Raw genomic sequence first — 18,553 nt, 5'->3', positions numbered from 1 at the left:
CTGGTACGGAAAGTACGATTGCCCAATAAAAAAGGCTTCCAGTGGAAGCCTTTTTCGTCAAGTGAAGCACGCCAAGGTGCTTCAAGATAAGCGGTTAGACGCGTTTTTTGTACTCACCGGTACGGGTGTCGATCTCGACCTTGTCGCCTTGGGCAACAAAAATTGGCACGCCCAAGTCAAAACCGGTGGAGATTTTGGCTGGCTTGAGAACCTTGCCGGATGTGTCGCCCTTGACTGCGGGCTCGGTCCAGGTGATTTCGCGCACGACGCTGGTGGGCAGTTCGACCGAAATGGCTTTGCCGTCATAGAACACGACTTCAACTTCCATACCGTCTTCGAGGTAGTTCAGTGAGTCGCCCATGTTTTCGGCTTCGACTTCGTACTGGTTGAATTCGGTGTCCATGCAGACATACATGGGTTCGGCAAAGTAGGAGTAGGTGCACTCTTTCTTGTCCAGAATGACTTGGTCCAGCTTGTCATCGGCCTTGAAGACGACTTCAGTGCCAAAGTTGGCGATCAGGCTTTTGAGCTTCATGCGCACGGTGGCCGAGTTGCGGCCGCCGCGGCTGTATTCGGTCTTGAGCACGACCATGGGGTCTTTGCCGTGCATGATGACGTTGCCGGCGCGAATTTCTTGAGCGATTTTCATAGCGATTGTGTGAAGGTTGGCCGCTGATCCAGCGGCGGGGGCGGCATGGACTGGACAGAAGCCCGGTCGAATTTCGCAAAGTCTTCGATTTTAATGGTTTTTTAACGCGAACTCCATGAGCTGGGTCACAAGATCCACTTGCTGGAGTTGCCGACTGCACGCGGTTGTGACCGTTTGTTGCCAGGCGCCGAGTTCAAGGTCGGGCAGGCCCGTCTGATCCGAATCCTGTCGATCCCGCACGCCATTCCAGGCCTGATGAAAACATCGCCAAGAGGCGGGCGCGTCCAACTCGTTCAGAAACGCCTCCAGCTTGTCATGGTGCGCGTTGTCGTGTTGCGGGTAAATTTGCCAGATGAACGGCTTGTTGGCCCAAATGGCGCGCACCAGGGAGTCTTCTCCGCGCACAAAATTGAGATCGCAAGTCCAGAGCAGGTGGTCAAATTCGCGTTGCGTCAGTGGATGGAGATATGAAAATGATAGCGCCTCCCCCACGTTCCATAAGGGCTGCAGCCTGTTTTTATCTGAAATGCAGGCTTTGACGGCAGTCGCAGCCCGTCCGGGAGTGACCAGCAGACGGGTCGGGTGGGGGTCTTGGGCCAGCTTGTCCAGCAACGCACTCAGCGCAGGTGGTTCGTAACAAAATAGCGAGATCAGGCGTTCGCCTTTGAATGGGACGCCTTGCTGTGCAAGCCAGGCGGCAGGGTCAAAATGGGCCTGACGTTCTGCGAGGTCGGGCTCACGCAGCAGTCCGCCTGTGGCTGCGGTGAAGCCCGGGTAGAAAAAATGCTTGGTGAGCCCAGCACCTGGGCCGCTCATCACGGGGGAGGGCAGGCCGTGGCTGCGTTCGACAAATCCTTCTGCGCTCAGGTACTCCAGGTTGATCCATATAGATTTTGAGGCTGTAGCCCTCGTCTGGCGTGCATAGTTAGCTATGAATTCAGGAGCAATTTCACAGCCAAAGGCTTCTATCCAGACGTCGCCGGGCATCACCTCCCGGGTGGTGAACGGCTCGGTCCAGGGCCTGACTTCGACCCCATCAGCGCCCAGTGGCGCCATCCAGCTCAGCGCCGTGGGATCGTCTACCCACAGACGCACCCGCTCGCCACGCCCCGCCAAATCGGCTGCGAGCCGCCAGCAAACGCCAATGTCACCGTAGTTATCGATGACCCTGCAAAAGATGTCCCAAAGGTTTCCTGTTTTCACCCCGGAGATTGTCCACAATACGGACCTATGCCAGATTTGCCCGACTCCAATCCGCCTGCGATGTCGTCGCCCGATGCGCTTCCCGTTGCACCACGTCACCCCGAGCAGTTGTTAAGTGACGTGTCCAGTTTGCCGGCTTTGCCCGGCGTTTACCGCTACTTTGATGCGCAAGGGGCCGTGCTGTATGTCGGCAAGGCCATCAATCTGAAAAAACGGGTGTCCAGCTATTTCCAGAAGGACCACGGCGGGACGCGCATTGGCCACATGGTGAGCAAGATTGTGCGGATGGAAACGACGGTGGTGCGCTCGGAGGCCGAGGCGCTGCTGCTGGAAAACAACCTGATCAAGACGCTCAACCCCAAGTACAACATCCTGTTTCGCGATGACAAGAGTTACCCGTACCTGAAGATCACGGGCGCCAGCAGCACCGCCAGTTTGGGTACCAGTTTCCCGCGGGTTTCCTATTACCGGGGCGCGGTAGAGAAAAAGCACCACTATTTCGGCCCCTACCCCAGTGCCTGGGCGGTCAAGGAAGCCATTTTACTGATGCAGAAGGTGTTTCGGCTGCGGACCTGTGAAGAGCCGGTGTTCAACAACCGCACCCGACCTTGTCTTTTGTACCAGATCAAGCGCTGTTCGGCGCCCTGTGTGGGTCACATCTCCGTACAGGACTACGCCGAGGACGTCGCCAATGCCGAGCGCTTCCTGCGCGGAGATGCCCGTCAGGTCATGGAGGCCTTGGAGGCCCGGATGATGGCCCACTCGGATCGGCTGGAGTTTGAGCAGGCCGCCGAGTTGCGCAACCAGGTCGCAGCTTTGTCCAATGTGCTGCATCAGCAATCGGTGGACAACGTGTCGGATCGGGATGTGGATATTCTGGCCGTGAAAGTGCAGGGCGGTCGTGCTTGCGTGAACCTGGCCATGGTTCGTGGCGGGCGCCACTTGGGGGACCGGCCCTATTTCCCGTCGCATGTGGACGAAGCGACTGTATTTTTCAGCGAGGATGAGGTCGACAACGAGGCGGCTACGGACGTCCCATCGATTGAATCTCTCGTGTTGAACGCGTTCGTGGCGCAGCATTATCTGAATGTACCTGTGCCGCCCTCTCTGGTGGTCAGTGAGCCTGTCGACAAAGCCTTGATCAAGGCGCTCTCCACTCAGGCGGGCGTGCGGGTGACGGCCGTTCACCAACCGCGTGAACAGCGACGCCAGTGGCTGGAGATGGCGCAAACCAATGCGGCCCTGCAATTGGCCCGCCTGCTGGCGGAAGAAGGCTCCCAGCAAGCACGTACCCGCGCTTTGGCGGACGCGCTGGATCTGGCGCTGGACGATCTGGAGACGCTTCGGGTCGAGTGTTTTGACATTTCGCACACCGCGGGGGAGGCTACCCAGGCGTCTTGTGTCGTGTTTCACCATCACAAAATGCAGAACGCCGAGTACCGCCGATATGGCATCGACGGCATCACGCCGGGAGACGATTACGCAGCCATGCGCCAGGTGCTGTTGCGCCGCTACGGCAAGCTGGCGGAAACCTTGCAGGAAGCCCAGAGGACGGGGCAAATGCCAGCCGGAACCGGTCGCTTGCCGGATCTGGTATTGGTGGACGGCGGCAAAGGACAGGTCTCCATGGCGCGGGAGGTCTTTGAGCAACTGGGGCTGGACCTGTCGCTGATCGTGGGCGTTGAAAAGGGGGAAGGGCGCAAAGTTGGGTTGGAGGAGCTGGTCTTTGCGGATGGCCGGGACAAGGTGTACTTGGGCAAAGACTCCGCTGCCTTGATGTTGGTGGCACAGATTCGCGACGAGGCCCATCGATTCGCCATCACCGGCATGCGCGCCCAGCGCGCCAAGGTGAGGGTGGATGGAGGCAAGCTTGAGGAAATCCCGGGAATTGGCCCCAAGCGACGCGCGCGCTTGTTGCAGCGCTTTGGCGGTGTGCGGGGCGTGGCGTTGGCGGGTGTTGAAGACATCGCCACCGTCGAAGGCATATCCCGAGATCTGGCTGAAGAAATCTACCGCGCGCTCCACTGACTGACGCAGGTGAAAACAACTTTAAGCCGTGCCACAATCTAGCCATGTTTTTTACTATTCCGACCATCATGACCTGGGCTCGCATTGCTGCGATTCCGTTGATCGTCGGGGTGTTTTATCTGCCGATTGATCCTGTCAGCCGGAATTTGTTCGCTACGATTTTGTTTGTCGTGTCGGCTGCCACGGATTGGCTGGACGGCTATCTGGCGCGTCGGCTTAATCAGGTGTCGTCGTTCGGTGCGTTTCTGGACCCGGTGGCGGACAAAATTCTGGTTTGCGCCAGTGTGCTGGTGTTGGTGCACCTGGGCCGCGCAGACGTCTTTGTCGCACTCATCATCATTGGACGGGAAATAGCGATTTCCGCCTTGCGGGAATGGATGGCCCAGATTGGGGCTTCCAAGAGCGTTGCCGTTCACATGATTGGCAAGCTGAAGACGGTCGTTCAAATGGTGGCCATCCCGTTTCTGTTGTTTGACGGTGTGCTGTTTGGCGCTATTGATACCCGTCAATGGGGTGTTTGGTTGATCTGGATGGCTGCCGTGATGACCGTCTGGTCCATGGTGTACTACCTGCAAAAAGCGCTACCTGAAATTCGGGCCAGGGTGAAGTGACGGTGTCTGGCGATCGGGCCTTTGTCAAGGCCATGCCCGCCTTGTTTGTGCTGATCTGGAGCACTGGTTTTATTGTTGCCCGGTATGGCATGCCTTTTTCCCCTCCCATGAAGTTTCTGTCGGTGCGGTATGCGCTGTCCATGGTGTGCTTTTTGCCTTGGATTTTGCTGGCGGGCGTCAAGTGGCCGAGTAGCCGTTCTCAATGGGCTCATCTTGCCGTGACCGGCGTCTTCATGCACGCGGGTTATCTGGGGGGTGTTTGGGCGGCTGTCAAAGCAGGCATGGGGTCCGGGCTCTCGGCGTTGATTGTGGGTTTGCAACCGGTGTTGACGGCGCTTTGGTTGTCAGCCAATGGAGGTCGAGTGTCATCGCGTCAATGGGCCGGGCTGATATTGGGGTTTCTCGGGTTGGCGATGGTGGTGGCACGCAAGTTTGGTCAGGGTGGCGAGGCGGATTGGCTGAATCTGTCTTTTGCTGTGGGCGCCTTGTTCAGCATTACCGTCGGCACTTTGTACCAAAAGCGGTTTGTTGGTCCCTGTGACGTACGAACAGCCAATGTCGTTCAGCTGGGTGCAGCACTTTTGATGACGTTACCCATCGCCTTGGCGGAGGTGGAAATGATGAACTGGACGCAGGACCTGATGTGGTCCATGGCGTGGTCGGTCCTTGCGTTGACACTGGGCGGCAGTTCATTGCTTTATCTGCTGATTCAGCGCGGTGCAGCTTCCTCCGTTACCAGCCTGATGTACCTCGTGCCCCCTTGCACGGCCTTGTTGGCCTGGCTGTTGTTTTCGGAGCCTATCTCGATGTTGACCCTCTTGGGCACGGCATTGACGGCCGTGGGTGTCGCGCTCGTGGTGCGCCGATCGCGCGTTGCATGACGCCACTAAGCCGTGTGCTGCCCGGATCATTTTGATATTCAAACGCAAAGGATTGATTCATGAGTCAGAAAAGAATTGCCGTGATCGCGGGCGATGGCATCGGCAAAGAGGTCATGCCGGAAGGTGTTCGGGTGATGCAGGCTGCTGCGGACAAGTTCGGAATCGACCTGCAGTTCGATTACTTTGATTTCTCCAGTTGGGATTACTATGAAAAGCATGGGCAGATGCTTCCCGACAATTGGAAAGATCAAATTGGTGGGCACGACGCCATTTACTTCGGCGCAGTGGGCTGGCCCGAAAAAATTGCCGATCACGTGTCGCTGTGGGGCTCGCTGTTGTTGTTTCGCCGTGAGTTTGACCAGTATGTGAACCTCCGGCCAGCCCGACTGATGCCGGGCATCATCGCGCCGGTTGTGCGGCGTGACGGCAGTCGGCGTGAGCCCGGCGAAATCGACATGTTCATTGTTCGTGAAAACACAGAGGGTGAGTATTCCAGCATCGGGGGGCGCATGTACCCGGGCACTGATCGAGAGATCGTCATGCAGGAGACGGTCATGTCCCGCATTGGTGTGGATCGTGTCGTCAAATTTGCGTTTGAGTTGGCCCAGTCGCGCCCCAAAAAACATTTGACCAGTGCTACCAAATCCAATGGCATTGCCATCACGATGCCTTACTGGGACGAGCGCGTGGCTGAAATGTCAAAGAGCTATCCTGAAGTGTTGTTGGACAAATTTCACATTGACATCCTGACAGCGCATTTTGTTCAAAGACCAGATTTTTTTGACGTCGTTGTCGCGAGCAATCTGTTTGGGGACATATTGAGCGATCTAGGTCCGGCCTGTACCGGAACCATTGGTATTGCGCCCAGCGCCAACCTCAACCCTGAGCGAAAGTTCCCCTCTTTGTTCGAGCCCGTGCATGGCTCTGCCCCCGACATTGCTGGCAAAGGCATCGCCAATCCCATAGGCCAGATCTGGTGTGGTGCCATGATGCTGGACTTTTTGGGTCACAAAGAGGCCCACGATGCCGTACTCTCGGCAATTGAAAGGGTGCTTGATCCGGCAAGTGGCGCTCCGCGTACACCTGATATCGGCGGCTTTGCAAGTACACAAGATCTGGGGCAGGCGATTTCATGCGCACTGTAAATGGTGCGAGATTTTTTCGTGAAATTTCTCTTATTTAATCCAGAAGGTCTGCGGAATATGCAAGCCCAGAGGTGAAAAAAACGACTAGAATTCTTAATCGTTTTCTGGACGTATAGTTTTTAGCTGTGCTATTTGCCGAGCATTTTTTGAATCGATTCGAAGCTAAGTTTCAGATTTAAGCGGCGAATCCAAGCATCTTGTCCCCACATTAGAGGTTCTTTGTGAATAAAACCGAATTAATTGAGCACATCGCAAAACAGGCTGATATTTCAAAAGCGGCGGCGACTCGAGCGTTGGAGGCGACGATTGGTGCGATCAAGGCAACCTTAAAAAATGGTGATCCCGTTTCATTGGTTGGTTTCGGCACGTTTGCGGTTGGAAAGCGGGCTGCTCGTGTAGGCCGAAATCCGAGGACAGGTGTAGAAATCAAAATTAAGGCAGCAAAAATTCCTAAATTTCGTCCCGGTAAAGCTCTTAAGGACGCTTTGAATTAGAATTGAATCAAATGGGTGATTAGCTCAGTTGGTAGAGCGGCGCCTTTACACGGCGTAGGTCGGCGGTTCGAGCCCGTCATCACCCACCATCTACCCAAAGGCGAACAAATATGTTCGCCTTTTTTGTTTTCCCTGGGAGTGTTAACGCATGTTCGATTTTGTTCGTAAGCACACGAAGGTCATGATGTTTGTCATGTTTCTGTTGATCATTCCTTCTTTTGTTTTGTTCGGGATAGATGGATACAACCGATCTCGTGAAAACGGGGAAGCCGTTGCACGGGTTGGTGGTGATGAAATCACCCGGGGTGAATGGGATGCGGCACACAAATTGGAGTCTGATCGACTGCGCTCCTCCATGCCCACACTGGACGCTAAACTTTTGGACTCACCTGAAGCCCGCTATGCAACGCTGGAACGAATGGTTCGTGAGCGGGTGTTGGCCCAGACGGCTGATAAATTGACTTTGAGCACCAGCGATGCGCGTCTCGCCCAAGACTTGCAGGAGAACCCTACCATTGCTTCGTTGCGTCTACCAAGCGGCAAACTGGATATGGTGAAGTACAGGGATCTGGCTGCAAGCCAAGGAATGACACCCGAGGGGTTCGAGGCCAGAGTGCGAAGAGACATTTCGATCCGCCGGGTTGAGGCTGGACTCACGGACACAGGTTTCTCATCTCCGGCTTTAGCAGATATTTCACTCAATGCATTCTTTGAAAAGCGCGAGGTGCAGATTGCAAATTTTTCCCCGGCTGACTATGCTAAAAAAGTGAGCCCAACAGAAACGGAAATGGAAGCTTTTTACAAAGCGAATCAGGCTTACTTCCAGGCCCCCGAACTTGCCAATATTGAGTATGTGACTCTTGACTTGGATGCAGTCAAAAAGGGCGTTGTCATCAGTGAAGCTGACCTCAAATCATATTTCGATCAAAACGCTGCTCGTCTTAGCGGCAACGAAGAGCGACGTGCGAGTCATATTCTGATCAATGCAACGAAAGATGCATCACCTGTTGAGCGCCAAAAGGCTAAGGCCAAGGCAGAAGATCTGGTGAAACAAGTGCGCAAATCGCCAGAGGCCTTTGCGGAAATTGCAAAAAAAGAATCTCAGGATGCTGGTTCTGCAGCCAATGGTGGTGATCTGGATTTTTTTGCACGCGGTGCCATGGTAAAACCATTTGAAGATGCTGCATTTTTGCTGAAGCAAGGTGATATCAGTGATGTCATTGAATCCGATTTTGGCTATCACATTATCAAGCTCACGGGTATCAAGGTTCCCAAGCAACGCAGCTTTGAAGAATTGCGTGCCGGGATTGAGTCCGATTTGAAGACGCAGCAAGCACAGCGCAAGTTCGCAGAAACTGCAGAGGCTTTTACAAATGGTGTTTACGAACAGTCTGACAGTCTCAAGCCGATTGCTGAGAAACTAAAGCTTGAGGTAAAGACAGCGACCAATCTGACCCGAAAGCCAGGTGCTGGCGTAACTGGTGTTTTGGCGAATCCCAAATTTTTGACTGTTATTTTTAGTACTGATGCGACTGAGAAGAAGCGGAATACGGAAGCTATTGAGACGGCTCCCAACCAATTGGCGGCGGCACGTGTAATTCAATATACCCCCGCGAGAACACTGCCGTTTGCGGAGGTCCGCAACTTGGTAAGGGATCAAGTCATTGCCGTACGTGCTGCCGAGTTGGCAAAGAAGGATGCTTTGGAAAAACTAGCCGTATGGAAAGCTCTGCCTGGGTCAGCGGTGATGTCTGCAACCCAAGTGATCTCACGGGAGAATGCGCAGAATATTCCGACACAGGTCTTGAGTTCTGCATTGCGTGCAGATACTTCTTCGTTGCCGGCATTCTCCAGCGTTGATTTGGGTCCCCAGGGCTACGTGGTGTTGAAAGTCAACAAGGTTCTGCCACGGCTGGCATCAACAGAAGGCACAGTTGCCAAAGACCGTAACCAGGTTGCCAAGTGGTGGCTCGGTGCGGAGGCTCAAGCCTACTACGGACTTCTTAAAGAGCGCGTCAAAGCACAGATATTTGCGGAGAAGACTACATCTGCCCGACTAGATTTGCAAACGTCTGGCGAAAAGTAGGCGAGACCAGCTATAATCTTTGCTTACGGTGGCTGTAGCTCAGTTGGTAGAGTCCAGGATTGTGATTCCTGTTGTCGTGGGTTCGAGCCCCATCAGCCACCCCAGGTAATACAAAAAAACCCTGCTATTGAATAGATAGCAGGGTTTTTTATTTGGTTCCCAATGTAAGGGCGAATGTAAGACGATTTTGGGTTGCTATCCCATAGCCGTTACCCTTACTTCCTATCTCAATTTTCCTCGGTAGGCCCCGATGCTGACACTCTTGAGTTCGGGAATTGACTTGTAATTCACTGCGCCAGCCTTCCAATATCAGTCTTATCACCTTGCCATTGCCTGTTCGTTAGGGTTGCTGAATTACAGTCGTATGCGCGCGGGAAGAAGTCACAAAAGCACGATAACCCATGAATGCAGAACCAGGCATATCGGATTTGGTCCTGCTCTTCAATACGAATAGGGCACTTTGATTCTTATGGCCCCAATTTTTGGGGTCAATAAACCAAGCGCTCCGGTCTAACTTCTTGCAGTATGGTGGTTGCAATTTCTTCGATCGATTTTGTTGTTGTGGATAGCCAGCGAATGCCAGACCGCCGCATCATGGCTTCAGCCTCACTGACTTCCATCCTGCAGTTTTCAAGTGATGCATATTTGGAGTTGGGACGTCTTTCGTTTCGAATTTCACTCAATCGTTCGGGTTGAATTGTCAGACCGAAGAGTTTGTTTTTATGTGCTGTAAGTGCTGGAGGAAGATGTTGGCGCTCAAAGTCTTCCGGGATGAGCGGGTAGTTGGATGCTTTGAGGCCATATTGCATGGCCAGATACAGCGATGTTGGCGTTTTTCCGCTGCGACTGACGCCTACCAAAATAACGTCGGATTGTTCAAGGTCGCGGTTCATTTGCCCATCGTCGTGAGCCAGTGAGAAGTTGATGGCTTCAATGCGAGACTGATATTCCTTGCTTTTGCTGGCGTCACTGAAGCGGCCTATCCGATGATTCGACTTGAGTTTTAGTTCGGTTTCGAGTGGGTGAACAAAGGTCCCGAACATGTCGAGCAGCATTCCCTGACAGCCATCTGTAATGACTTTCAGTACATCCATGTTGACCAGCGTTGTAAAAACAATCGGTTTTTTCCCGTCAACCAATCCTGCATGGTTGATTTGCCGAACTGCTTGGTGAGCCTTGTCGACAGAGTCAACAAAGGGCAGGCGAATGTGGCGGGATTTGGTTTCAAACTGGGCCAGGATTGCGTTGCCGAAAGTCTCGGCAGTGATACCCGTGCCGTCAGAAACAAAAAAAACGGTTCGATTGGACATGTTGGTTGGTCTTTTAGGGCTGTCTGGTTTTCAGTAAACTGCAAGGACTGAAGCATCGGTACGTTGCTTAGCCGCCTACAATCATACTTAAGCCAAACCAATTCCTCCATGCGACGCCCTGACCGATTACAACAACAACCAAGTCAGACAGTTTGCGTGGGCATCACCAATTCACCAGAGCGATTGGCCAGATGCATTGATCCGTTTTTAACTTCTGGAGCTTTCCCATGTCTGCACTTTTCGATTCGACCGCCTTGGTTGTACCGTTTGAAAACTTGAGAATGAGTGACGTCGAGTCGGTTGGCGGTAAAAACGCCAGTCTCGGCGAAATGATTTCGCACCTGCCGTCCGGCGTCAAGGTGCCAACTGGCTTTGCGACAACGGCGCATGCCTTTCGGGACTTCCTTTCTTTTGGTGATTTGGGGGGCAGGATCAATGCGCGTTTGAGCGCCTTGGATACTGAAGATGTTCGAGCGTTAGCGCAAGTAGGTGCTGAAATTCGTGCGATGGTGGAGGCACAGCCTTTCCCCGCTGATTTGGAGCAGGCAATTCACGATGCTTTTGCCACTTTGAGTTCTGGCAATCCACAAGCTTCATTTGCCGTGCGTTCATCCGCGACAGCCGAAGACTTGCCTGATGCCTCGTTTGCGGGACAGCAAGAAACTTTCTTGAATGTGATTGGAATTGAAGAAATTCTTCACAAGATCAAGGAGGTTTTCGCCAGTCTTTATAACGACCGCGCCATCAGCTATCGCGTGCACAAAGGCTTCGCGCACGAACATGTTGCATTGAGCGCAGGTATCCAGCGTATGGTGCGTTCAGATTTGGGCGCCGCTGGCGTTATGTTCACGATCGATACTGAGTCTGGCTTTCAGGACGTGGTTTTCATCACTTCGAGCTACGGACTTGGTGAGACAGTCGTGCAGGGTGCCGTCAATCCCGATGAGTTTTATGTGCATAAGCCTATGCTCAAAGCTGGCAAGCGGGCTGTCATACGACGCAGTCTGGGCTCCAAGTTGATCCAGATGGAGTTCACTACCCCGCAGGAAAAGGCCACCAGCGGCAAGTTAGTCAAGACCACTGACGTCCCCACTGAGTTGCGCAATCGCTATTCATTGACGGACGCTGACGTTGAAAAACTGGCCTCTTATGCTTTGGTGATTGAGAAACACTATGGCCGGGCCATGGACATTGAATGGGGTAAAGATGGCTTGGATGGCGAACTTTACATTTTGCAGGCGCGTCCAGAGACCGTGAAAAGCCAGGCAGCCGGAAAAGCCGAATATCGCTACAAGCTCAAAGGGAAAAGTGCAGTGATTGTGGAGGGGCGGGCAATCGGTCAAAAGATTGGCACCGGTCCTGTTCGCATCGTTCATAACATCAGTGAAATGGACAAAGTGCAGCCTGGTGATGTGCTTGTTACCGACATGACTGATCCAAACTGGGAGCCGGTGATGAAACGCGCTGCGGCGATTGTGACCAACCGGGGAGGACGGACCTGTCACGCTGCAATCATTGCACGTGAACTGGGGATTCCTGCAGTTGTTGGTTGCGGTCATGCCAGCGAGGTGCTTAAAGATGGCATGTTAGTCACCGTGAGTTGCGCGGAAGGCGATACCGGTTTTATTTATGATGGATTGCTTGAAACTGAAATCACTGAGGTTCAGCGAGGTGTCATGCCAGAAGTCCCGGTGAAGATCATGATGAATGTGGGTAATCCTCAATTGGCTTTTGATTTTTGCCAACTACCCAATGAAGGCGTCGGTCTGGCGCGACTTGAGTTCATCATTAACAACAATATTGGAGTCCATCCCAAAGCGATTTTGGACTATCCAAATATTGATGCGGATCTGAAAAAGGCGGTTGAATCCGTGGCGCGAGGTCATGCATCGCCACGAGCTTTTTATGTGGACCGCGTTGCTGAAGGTGTCGCTACGATTGGAGCTGCATTCTGGCCCAAGCCTGTCATCGTCCGCCTCTCAGATTTCAAAAGTAATGAGTACCGCAAGTTGATTGGTGGAAGTCGTTACGAGCCTGAAGAAGAGAATCCGATGCTTGGTTTTCGTGGCGCCGCCCGGTATATCAGTGCTGATTTTGGAGAGGCTTTTGCCATGGAGTGTGAAGCGCTAAAGCGAGTCCGCCATGACATGGGGTTGAGCAATGTTCAAGTGATGGTGCCTTTTGTCCGGACCCTTGGGCAAGCAAAGAGAGTCATCGAACTGCTGGCCGCCCATGGCCTGAAACGGGGCGAAAATGATCTCAAGATCATCATGATGTGTGAAATTCCAAGCAATGCAATATTGGCAACCGAGTTCCTTCAATACTTTGACGGTTTTTCGATTGGCTCCAATGACTTGACGCAGCTCACCCTTGGGCTTGACCGCGATTCAGGCCTCGAGTTGCTTGCCGCGGACTTCGACGAACGCGACCCGGCTGTGACCGCTTTAATCAGTCTTGCAATTGATGCATGCAAGGCGCAAGGCAAGTACATTGGTATCTGCGGACAGGGCCCCAGTGATCATCCGGATTTTGCAGAGTGGTTAGCCAAGAAGGGAATCTCTTCAATTTCGTTGAATCCAGACTCTGTGATTGCGACTTGGAAGCAGCTCGCCAGCCAATAGCAAACACCTATGTCTGATGGCTCTGCGGGATGCCATGATGTGGGAATGAGAAAACCAGTTCTGACCGCTAACGAGCCGATACCGTTCGTCGGCAGTCTGAGGTTGCATGCATGGCTTCTGTCGCTATGGTTTGCTGCTTCATTCGGTGTCGTCTTCTTCGCACACGATTTACAGCGTGTGATTAACGGATGGCCGGTTGGTTATTGGTTTGCTTCCCAAGGAAGTGTGTTCATCTTCATTGCCATCGTCGCCGCTTTTGCCTGGATCGCCAACAAACAGAACGTTGAAGCGGTCGATGGTGAAGTTGCTTATTCAAAGTACAAACGGCGCTTGCATGTCCGGTTCGCTATTTATGTTGGCGGCTTGTTATTGTTTTTGCTGGCACTCGCCATGGCCGAGCGCTGGGGGTTAAAAAGGGCGTGGGTCGGCGCAATTTTTCTGTTTTCTACGGTCGGCCTCTATGCCGTGATTGGCATTTACAACCGAACGTCGGATGCCGCGGAGTACTACGTGGCTGGCCGCAACATACCAGCCGTTTACAACGGCATGGCAACCGCGTCTGATTGGATGAGTGCAGCCTCTTTCATTAGTATGGCTGGGGGGCTGTATTTACAGGGTTTTTCAGGCACGGGATCACAGCCTGGCGGACTTGTCTATGTTCTTGGCTGGACCGGTGGATTTTGCCTGCTCGCCCTGTTCGTGGCGCCCTATTTGAGGCGACTCGACTTGTACACGATTCCCGATTATTTTGGTGTTCGCTATGGTGGTCGCTGGCCCAGGATGATTGCCGCACTTGCCGCCGTCCTCTGTTCCTTTACCTACGTTGTGGCACAGATATATGGTGTCGGTTTAATTACCTCCCGTTTGACAGGCGTGCAGTTCGAAATTGGAATTTTGCTTGGACTCGGCGGCGTGCTCGTATGCTCATTTTTAGGAGGCATGCGGGCTGTGACCTGGACTCAGGTGGCTCAGTACGTGGTGCTGATACTTGCGTTTCTTATTCCCGTTTCATGGTTGGCTTACAAGCAGCTTGGCAACCCTTTGGCTCCATTCGTCTATGGTCAGCAGCTGCAAAAGATCACGGCATTGGAACTGCAGTTGACGCATTCTCCCGCCGAAAAACGGGTTATCGACGAATTTACCCGGCGTGCAAGTGACTACGAAAAAAAGCTAATAAATGTAGAAGCATCTCTTGATCAGGAGCGCGCAGCGCAACGAGAGAAAATTCGGTTTTTGAATGAACACCGAGCCGAGGAGTCGATCATCGTTGCGGCCAGGCGTGAACTGGCCGCCTTGCCCAAAGACACTGTTTCGGCGCGAGACCTTTGGACACGTGCGATGCATGACAATCTGGATCATGCAAAACCATTGGCTGGCATGCCGGAGCATGCCAAACCATTTGCGGGCAATCCGAGTGGAAGTGAGTCTGAAAAACAGGAGTTTGATCTTTCCCGAAGAAATTTTCTGGCTCTGATGTTCTGCCTCATGGTTGGTACGGCTGGACTTCCGCATTTACTGACCCGCTTTTACACCACACGTACGGTTGCCGAGGCGAGAACCTCCGTCGCCTGGTCTCTGTTTTTTATTGCGCTGCTTTACCTTGCTGCGCCAGCGCTTGCTGTCCTTGTCAAGTACGAAATCATGAGTCATCTTGTTGGTCAAAACTTTGATTCATTGCCAGTATGGATCGCGCAATGGTCAAAAGTTGATCCTACATTGATCTCTGTTAACGATGTCAATGGTGACCATATTCTTCAGTTTGCAGAGCTCAGGATGGAGGCCGATGTAGTGATGCTGGCAACGCCGGAGCTAGGTGGCATGCCCTATGTGGTCTCTGGTCTCGTGGCTGCAGGGGGGCTCGCTGCAGCCTTGTCCACAGCAGATGGATTGTTGCTGACCATAGGAAATGCTTTGGCACACGATTTCTTCTATCGTGGAGAGACTGACCAAGCTGGCGCGGTGCGTCGTGTGATGCTGTCCAAATTCGCACTTTTGGTGGTTGCCTTGGCCGCTGCCTATGTTGCGGCCCAGCGTCCAGCCGACATTCTTTACCTCGTTTCCGCATCTTTTTCTTTGGCCGGTGCCGCATTCGTGCCATCGATGGTTTTGGGGATATTTTGGCGCAGAACGTCACGCGCGGCGGCTACCAGCGGCATGATGGCAGGGCTTGGGTTGACTATTTATTACATGGGTGTCAATTCAGCGCCCGTTAGGATGGCTTTGGGTTTGAGTGGTAGCGGATTATGGTTCGGGATTCAGCCCGTTTCGGCTGGGGTATTTGGCGTGTTGGCCGGATCAATTGTGATTGTGGTGATGAGCATGCTGCCTTCCCCACAACAACCGACGGTAAAGCGGGTGCACAGATCACCTTACGATGGCATATAATCATGGGCTTCGCCTTGCCACACCTCAATTAGACGCTGAGGGTGGCTTTTTCTGCTCAAATCGGGCCATTCATAAGGAGTATCAATGCGTCATTACGAAATTATTCTCATGATCCATCCGGATCAGAGCGAGCAAGTTCCTGCCATGCTTGAGCGTTACAAGGGCATGATCATTGCTGGCGGCGGTAAAGTCCATCGTGTCGAGGACTGGGGTCGTCGCCAATTGGTCTATATGATCAATAAGCTGGCCAAAGCTCATTACCTCTGTGTCAATATCGAAGCGGATCAAGCTGTGATGGCTGAATTGGAACACGCGTTCAAATTCAATGATGCAGTTTTGCGTCATTTGACAGTTTTGAAGAAAAAAGCCGATACGGGCCCATCTTCCATGATGAAAACCGTAGAACGCGAAGACGCCCGCAAAGCCCAACAGGCTGAGTACCAAGCGTAAAGACAAAGCTGCTGACGGAGAGTGTGAGTCAAATTGCCAATCAACTTGTTCTAACTGCTTGCATCGCTGAGTTTGAGGCTCTGCGTTACACGCCTGCTGGATTACCTGCCTTGAATATGCGGCTCGAACATGAGTCTGAGGTTCAAGAGGCCGGTCAGGCAAGACAAGTTAAGGCAGCGATGAAGGCGGTTGCTTTTGGTGCTATGGCTGAACGGCTTGTTAAACAAGCGGTTGGCAGTACCTGGAGATTCAACGGTTTTCTGGCGACTCCTCGAAATGGCAAGCACGTTGTGCTTCACATTCAAGAGTTTCAGCAAGATTAACGAATTTGTAAAAAATTAAGGAGTCCATCATGGCCGGACCAAAACGTTTCAATAACAAAGATAAGCGCCCCAAGCGCCCAGCCCAAAATTTGCTGTTCAAGCGCAAGCGCTTTTGCCGCTTCACAGTGACTGGCGTCGAAGAGATCGACTACAAAGACATCGACACCTTGCGTGATTTCATTGCCGAAAACGGTAAAATCATTCCCGCTCGCCTGACTGGTACTCGTGCCATTTTCCAGCGTCAGCTCAACACCGCTATCAAGCGCGCGCGTTTCCTCGCGATGTTGCCTTACAGCGATCAGCACAAGATCTAAGGAATACGACCATGCAAATTATTCTGCTCGACAAGGTCGTGAACCTTGGCAACCTCGGTGAAATCGTTCGTGTTAAAGATGGTTACGCCCGCAATTTTCTGATTCCTACTGGCCGCGCTCGTCGCGCCACGGCGTCCGCAAAACAAGAGTTCGAAGTCAAACGCGCCGAACTTGAAAAGGCTGCGGCCGCCAAATTGGTGGAAATGCAGGCTGTGGGTGAAAAGCTTGCCGGCACCACCTGCAAGTTGACACAAAAAGCTGGCGTTGATGGCCGCTTGTTTGGCTCGGTAACCAATGCTGACATCGCTGAAGAGCTGACGAAAAATGGCTTCAAAGTGAGTAAAGCTCAAGTCCGTATGCCTAATGGACCCATCAAAATTGTCAGTGACAGCACGGTTAGTGTGGCACTGCACACAGACGTAGTGGTTGACATCACGGTCTCTGTATACGGCGAAACAGCTTAATTGCCTGTTGCTCCGATAAAAAGCCGCCGGGGTGCAAGCCTTGGCGGCTTTTGTATTGGTGGCGTTACTTATCCCGCGCTACCCACAGCTTGTACACAGGAAATGGGCAAATTATGCCCAGCCTTTCACTCGACGCCCAGCAGGCGCTTGCGTAGGATCAATGGCTAAAAGGAAATCTCAATGGCTGCAGTATTTTCGGGTACGGGTGATGACTTCGGTCAAGACCGACAGGTGGCACAATTACGCATTCCCCCGCATTCAATTGAGGCTGAATCCAGCGTGTTGGGAGGGTTGCTTCTGGATAATGGAGCATGGGACCGAGTAGGCGACTTGTTGACTGATGGTGATTTCTACAGATATGAGCATCGTCTTGTTTTTGGTGCCATTGGGACCTTGATCAATGGCTCGAAGCCTGCGGACGTTATCACCGTGTTCGAGCAACTTCAAACGCACGGTAAGGCGGAGGAAATCGGCGGGTTGGGCTACCTCAATTCGCTTGCACAGTATGTACCGAGCGCCAGCAATATTCGCCGATATGCGGAAATCGTCCGCGAGCGTTCCATCTTGCGTAAACTGGTGAGTGCCAGTGATGAGATTTCGACCAATGCCTTCAATCCAAAAGGTCGGCCGGTAGCTGCCATCCTGGATGAGGCTGAACAAAAAATCTTCAACATTGGTGAAGAGGGCGCACGCACAAAGCAAGGCTTTCAGGGTATGGATACCTTGGTCGTTGATCTGCTGGATCGAATCCAGGAAATGGCTGACAACGCTAACGACGTGACAGGCGTACCAACTGGTTTTTATGACCTCGATCGGATGACGTCCGGCTTTCAAGCGGGTGACATGATCGTTCTGGCTGCGCGCCCCTCCATGGGGAAAACGGCCCTGGCCATCAACATTGCAGAACACGTTGCTTTGAATGAGGGGCTACCGGTTGCTGTATTTTCGATGGAAATGGGCGCCGCCCAACTGGCAGTTCGTATTGTGGGTTCGATCGGGCGAATTGACCAGGGGCACTTGCGCACTGGCAAACTGACCGATGAAGAATGGCCACGTCTAACTGAAGCGATAGAGAAGCTGCGCACTATTTCCCTGCATATTGATGAATCGGCGGGGTTGACCTCCAGCGAATTGCGCGCGAACGCACGACGCCTGTCGCGCCAATGCGGTAAGTTAGGCCTCATCGTGGTTGACTACTTGCAGTTGATGAGTGGCTCATCTGGCGACGGCGAAAACCGCGCGACGGAACTGGGCGAGATCTCCCGAGGCTTGAAAATGTTGGCCCGTGAGTTGCAATGTCCAGTAATCGCTCTATCTCAGTTGAATCGAAGCGTAGAGCAACGCCCGGACAAACGCCCCATGATGAGTGATTTGCGCGAGTCAGGTGCCATTGAGCAGGACGCAGACATCATCATGTTTATTTATCGGGATGAGTACTACACCAAGGATGCATGCAAAGAACCTGGCGTGGCCGAGGTCATTATTGCCAAACAGCGAAATGGCCCCACCGGCACGGTGAAGCTCACGTTCCTGAATAACATTACCAAGTTTGAGTCCCTTGCCCGCGGTGGCAGCGGGGACTATTGAGT

Annotated in this window: 16 protein-coding genes and 2 tRNA genes; 15 read left to right on the top strand and 3 right to left on the bottom strand. The window is 52.9% G+C overall.

Translation table 11 applies throughout. The annotated features are described in order from the left end of the window. Positions 1 to 94 precede the first annotated feature (94 nt). Both efp and earP read right to left on the bottom strand, forming a co-directional pair. Positions 95 to 649 carry an elongation factor P gene (gene efp, locus AC097N_RS06785; protein WP_479580136.1) on the bottom strand — a complete coding sequence of 185 codons (555 nt, stop codon included), beginning with the start codon at positions 647 to 649 and terminating at the stop codon, positions 95 to 97. A 90-nt stretch (positions 650 to 739) separates the two neighbouring features. Beyond that, a complete protein-coding gene (gene earP / locus AC097N_RS06780; RefSeq protein WP_479580135.1) occupies positions 740 to 1,852 on the bottom strand; it encodes an elongation factor P maturation arginine rhamnosyltransferase EarP in 1,113 nt (370 codons plus the stop codon). A gap of 27 nt (positions 1,853 to 1,879) precedes the next feature. Between earP and uvrC the strand changes: the two genes are divergently transcribed. The 8 genes from uvrC to AC097N_RS06740 all read left to right on the top strand — a co-directional run bounded on the left by uvrC (position 1,880) and on the right by AC097N_RS06740 (position 9,201). Continuing rightward, positions 1,880 to 3,880, top strand: a complete 2,001-nt coding sequence (gene uvrC / locus AC097N_RS06775; protein WP_479580134.1) for an excinuclease ABC subunit UvrC — start codon at positions 1,880 to 1,882, stop codon at positions 3,878 to 3,880. Between the two features lie 44 nt (positions 3,881 to 3,924). Further along, the gene (gene pgsA / locus AC097N_RS06770) at positions 3,925 to 4,491 is read left to right on the top strand and encodes a CDP-diacylglycerol--glycerol-3-phosphate 3-phosphatidyltransferase (RefSeq protein ID WP_479580133.1); all 567 of its coding nucleotides are present in this window, start codon (positions 3,925 to 3,927) and stop codon (positions 4,489 to 4,491) included. A gap of 32 nt (positions 4,492 to 4,523) precedes the next feature. Continuing rightward, entirely contained in the window at positions 4,524 to 5,372 is an 849-nt protein-coding gene (locus AC097N_RS06765; protein WP_479580376.1) for a DMT family transporter, read from the top strand. A gap of 59 nt (positions 5,373 to 5,431) precedes the next feature. Further along, positions 5,432 to 6,517, top strand: a complete 1,086-nt coding sequence (locus tag AC097N_RS06760) for a tartrate dehydrogenase (protein ID WP_479580132.1) — start codon at positions 5,432 to 5,434, stop codon at positions 6,515 to 6,517. A gap of 221 nt (positions 6,518 to 6,738) precedes the next feature. After that, a complete protein-coding gene (locus AC097N_RS06755) occupies positions 6,739 to 7,011 on the top strand; it encodes an HU family DNA-binding protein (RefSeq protein ID WP_479580131.1) in 273 nt (90 codons plus the stop codon). A gap of 13 nt (positions 7,012 to 7,024) precedes the next feature. After that, positions 7,025 to 7,100 (top strand) — tRNA-Val (locus AC097N_RS06750). A gap of 59 nt (positions 7,101 to 7,159) precedes the next feature. Further along, positions 7,160 to 9,097, top strand: coding sequence for a SurA N-terminal domain-containing protein (locus tag AC097N_RS06745; protein WP_479580130.1), 1,938 nt, complete (start codon positions 7,160 to 7,162; stop codon positions 9,095 to 9,097). 28 nt (positions 9,098 to 9,125) lie between these two features. Beyond that, positions 9,126 to 9,201, top strand: a tRNA-His gene (locus AC097N_RS06740). Between the two features lie 384 nt (positions 9,202 to 9,585). On the opposite strand, the gene ppsR is transcribed toward AC097N_RS06740, so the two are convergent. Further along, positions 9,586 to 10,407: a posphoenolpyruvate synthetase regulatory kinase/phosphorylase PpsR gene (gene ppsR, locus AC097N_RS06735; RefSeq protein WP_479580129.1), complete on the bottom strand. Its 822-nt coding sequence runs from the start codon at positions 10,405 to 10,407 to the stop codon at positions 9,586 to 9,588. Between the two features lie 227 nt (positions 10,408 to 10,634). On the opposite strand from ppsR, the gene ppsA reads away from it, so the two are divergent. From ppsA to dnaB, 7 genes are all read left to right on the top strand, one after another. Then, on the top strand, positions 10,635 to 13,028 hold the full coding sequence (ppsA, locus tag AC097N_RS06730) for a phosphoenolpyruvate synthase (RefSeq protein ID WP_479580128.1): 2,394 nt from the start codon (positions 10,635 to 10,637) through the stop codon (positions 13,026 to 13,028). Positions 13,029 to 13,037: 9 nt separating this feature from the next. After that, entirely contained in the window at positions 13,038 to 15,413 is a 2,376-nt protein-coding gene (locus AC097N_RS06725; RefSeq protein ID WP_479580127.1) for a VC_2705 family sodium/solute symporter, read from the top strand. A gap of 84 nt (positions 15,414 to 15,497) precedes the next feature. Further along, a complete protein-coding gene (gene rpsF / locus AC097N_RS06720; protein WP_479580126.1) occupies positions 15,498 to 15,863 on the top strand; it encodes a 30S ribosomal protein S6 in 366 nt (121 codons plus the stop codon). 32 nt (positions 15,864 to 15,895) lie between these two features. Then, complete coding sequence (priB, locus tag AC097N_RS06715) at positions 15,896 to 16,186, top strand: primosomal replication protein N (RefSeq protein ID WP_479580375.1); 291 nt, start codon at positions 15,896 to 15,898, stop codon at positions 16,184 to 16,186. A 29-nt stretch (positions 16,187 to 16,215) separates the two neighbouring features. After that, positions 16,216 to 16,500, top strand: coding sequence for a 30S ribosomal protein S18 (rpsR, locus tag AC097N_RS06710; protein ID WP_011464487.1), 285 nt, complete (start codon positions 16,216 to 16,218; stop codon positions 16,498 to 16,500). Between the two features lie 11 nt (positions 16,501 to 16,511). Continuing rightward, on the top strand, positions 16,512 to 16,964 hold the full coding sequence (gene rplI, locus AC097N_RS06705) for a 50S ribosomal protein L9 (RefSeq protein ID WP_479580125.1): 453 nt from the start codon (positions 16,512 to 16,514) through the stop codon (positions 16,962 to 16,964). A 180-nt stretch (positions 16,965 to 17,144) separates the two neighbouring features. Continuing rightward, positions 17,145 to 18,551 carry a replicative DNA helicase gene (dnaB, locus tag AC097N_RS06700; RefSeq protein ID WP_479580124.1) on the top strand — a complete coding sequence of 469 codons (1,407 nt, stop codon included), beginning with the start codon at positions 17,145 to 17,147 and terminating at the stop codon, positions 18,549 to 18,551. Positions 18,552 to 18,553 lie beyond the last annotated feature (2 nt).

It is taken from the genome of Rhodoferax sp. LS1R11 (assembly GCF_056521395.1).
Note: the sequence above shows the minus strand (reverse complement) of the source record. Positions and strands in the feature narration are given on the sequence as shown.

Bases quoted from the DNA above. Each gene is read 5' to 3' on its own strand.
- AC097N_RS06765 (WP_479580376.1), top strand. From the start codon at position 4,524: ATGCCCGCCTTGTTTGTGCTGATCTGGAGCACTGGTTTTATTGTTGCC.
- uvrC (WP_479580134.1), top strand. From the start codon at position 1,880: ATGCCAGATTTGCCCGACTCCAATCCGCCTGCGATGTCGTCGCCCGAT.
- pgsA (WP_479580133.1), top strand. From the start codon at position 3,925: ATGTTTTTTACTATTCCGACCATCATGACCTGGGCTCGCATTGCTGCG.
- AC097N_RS06725 (WP_479580127.1), top strand. From the start codon at position 13,038: ATGTCTGATGGCTCTGCGGGATGCCATGATGTGGGAATGAGAAAACCA.
- ppsA (WP_479580128.1), top strand. From the start codon at position 10,635: ATGTCTGCACTTTTCGATTCGACCGCCTTGGTTGTACCGTTTGAAAAC.
- rpsR (WP_011464487.1), top strand. From the start codon at position 16,216: ATGGCCGGACCAAAACGTTTCAATAACAAAGATAAGCGCCCCAAGCGC.
- rpsF (WP_479580126.1), top strand. From the start codon at position 15,498: ATGCGTCATTACGAAATTATTCTCATGATCCATCCGGATCAGAGCGAG.
- rplI (WP_479580125.1), top strand. From the start codon at position 16,512: ATGCAAATTATTCTGCTCGACAAGGTCGTGAACCTTGGCAACCTCGGT.
- dnaB (WP_479580124.1), top strand. From the start codon at position 17,145: ATGGCTGCAGTATTTTCGGGTACGGGTGATGACTTCGGTCAAGACCGA.
- AC097N_RS06760 (WP_479580132.1), top strand. From the start codon at position 5,432: ATGAGTCAGAAAAGAATTGCCGTGATCGCGGGCGATGGCATCGGCAAA.
- ppsR (WP_479580129.1), bottom strand. From the start codon at position 10,407: ATGTCCAATCGAACCGTTTTTTTTGTTTCTGACGGCACGGGTATCACT.
- AC097N_RS06745 (WP_479580130.1), top strand. From the start codon at position 7,160: ATGTTCGATTTTGTTCGTAAGCACACGAAGGTCATGATGTTTGTCATG.
- efp (WP_479580136.1), bottom strand. From the start codon at position 649: ATGAAAATCGCTCAAGAAATTCGCGCCGGCAACGTCATCATGCACGGC.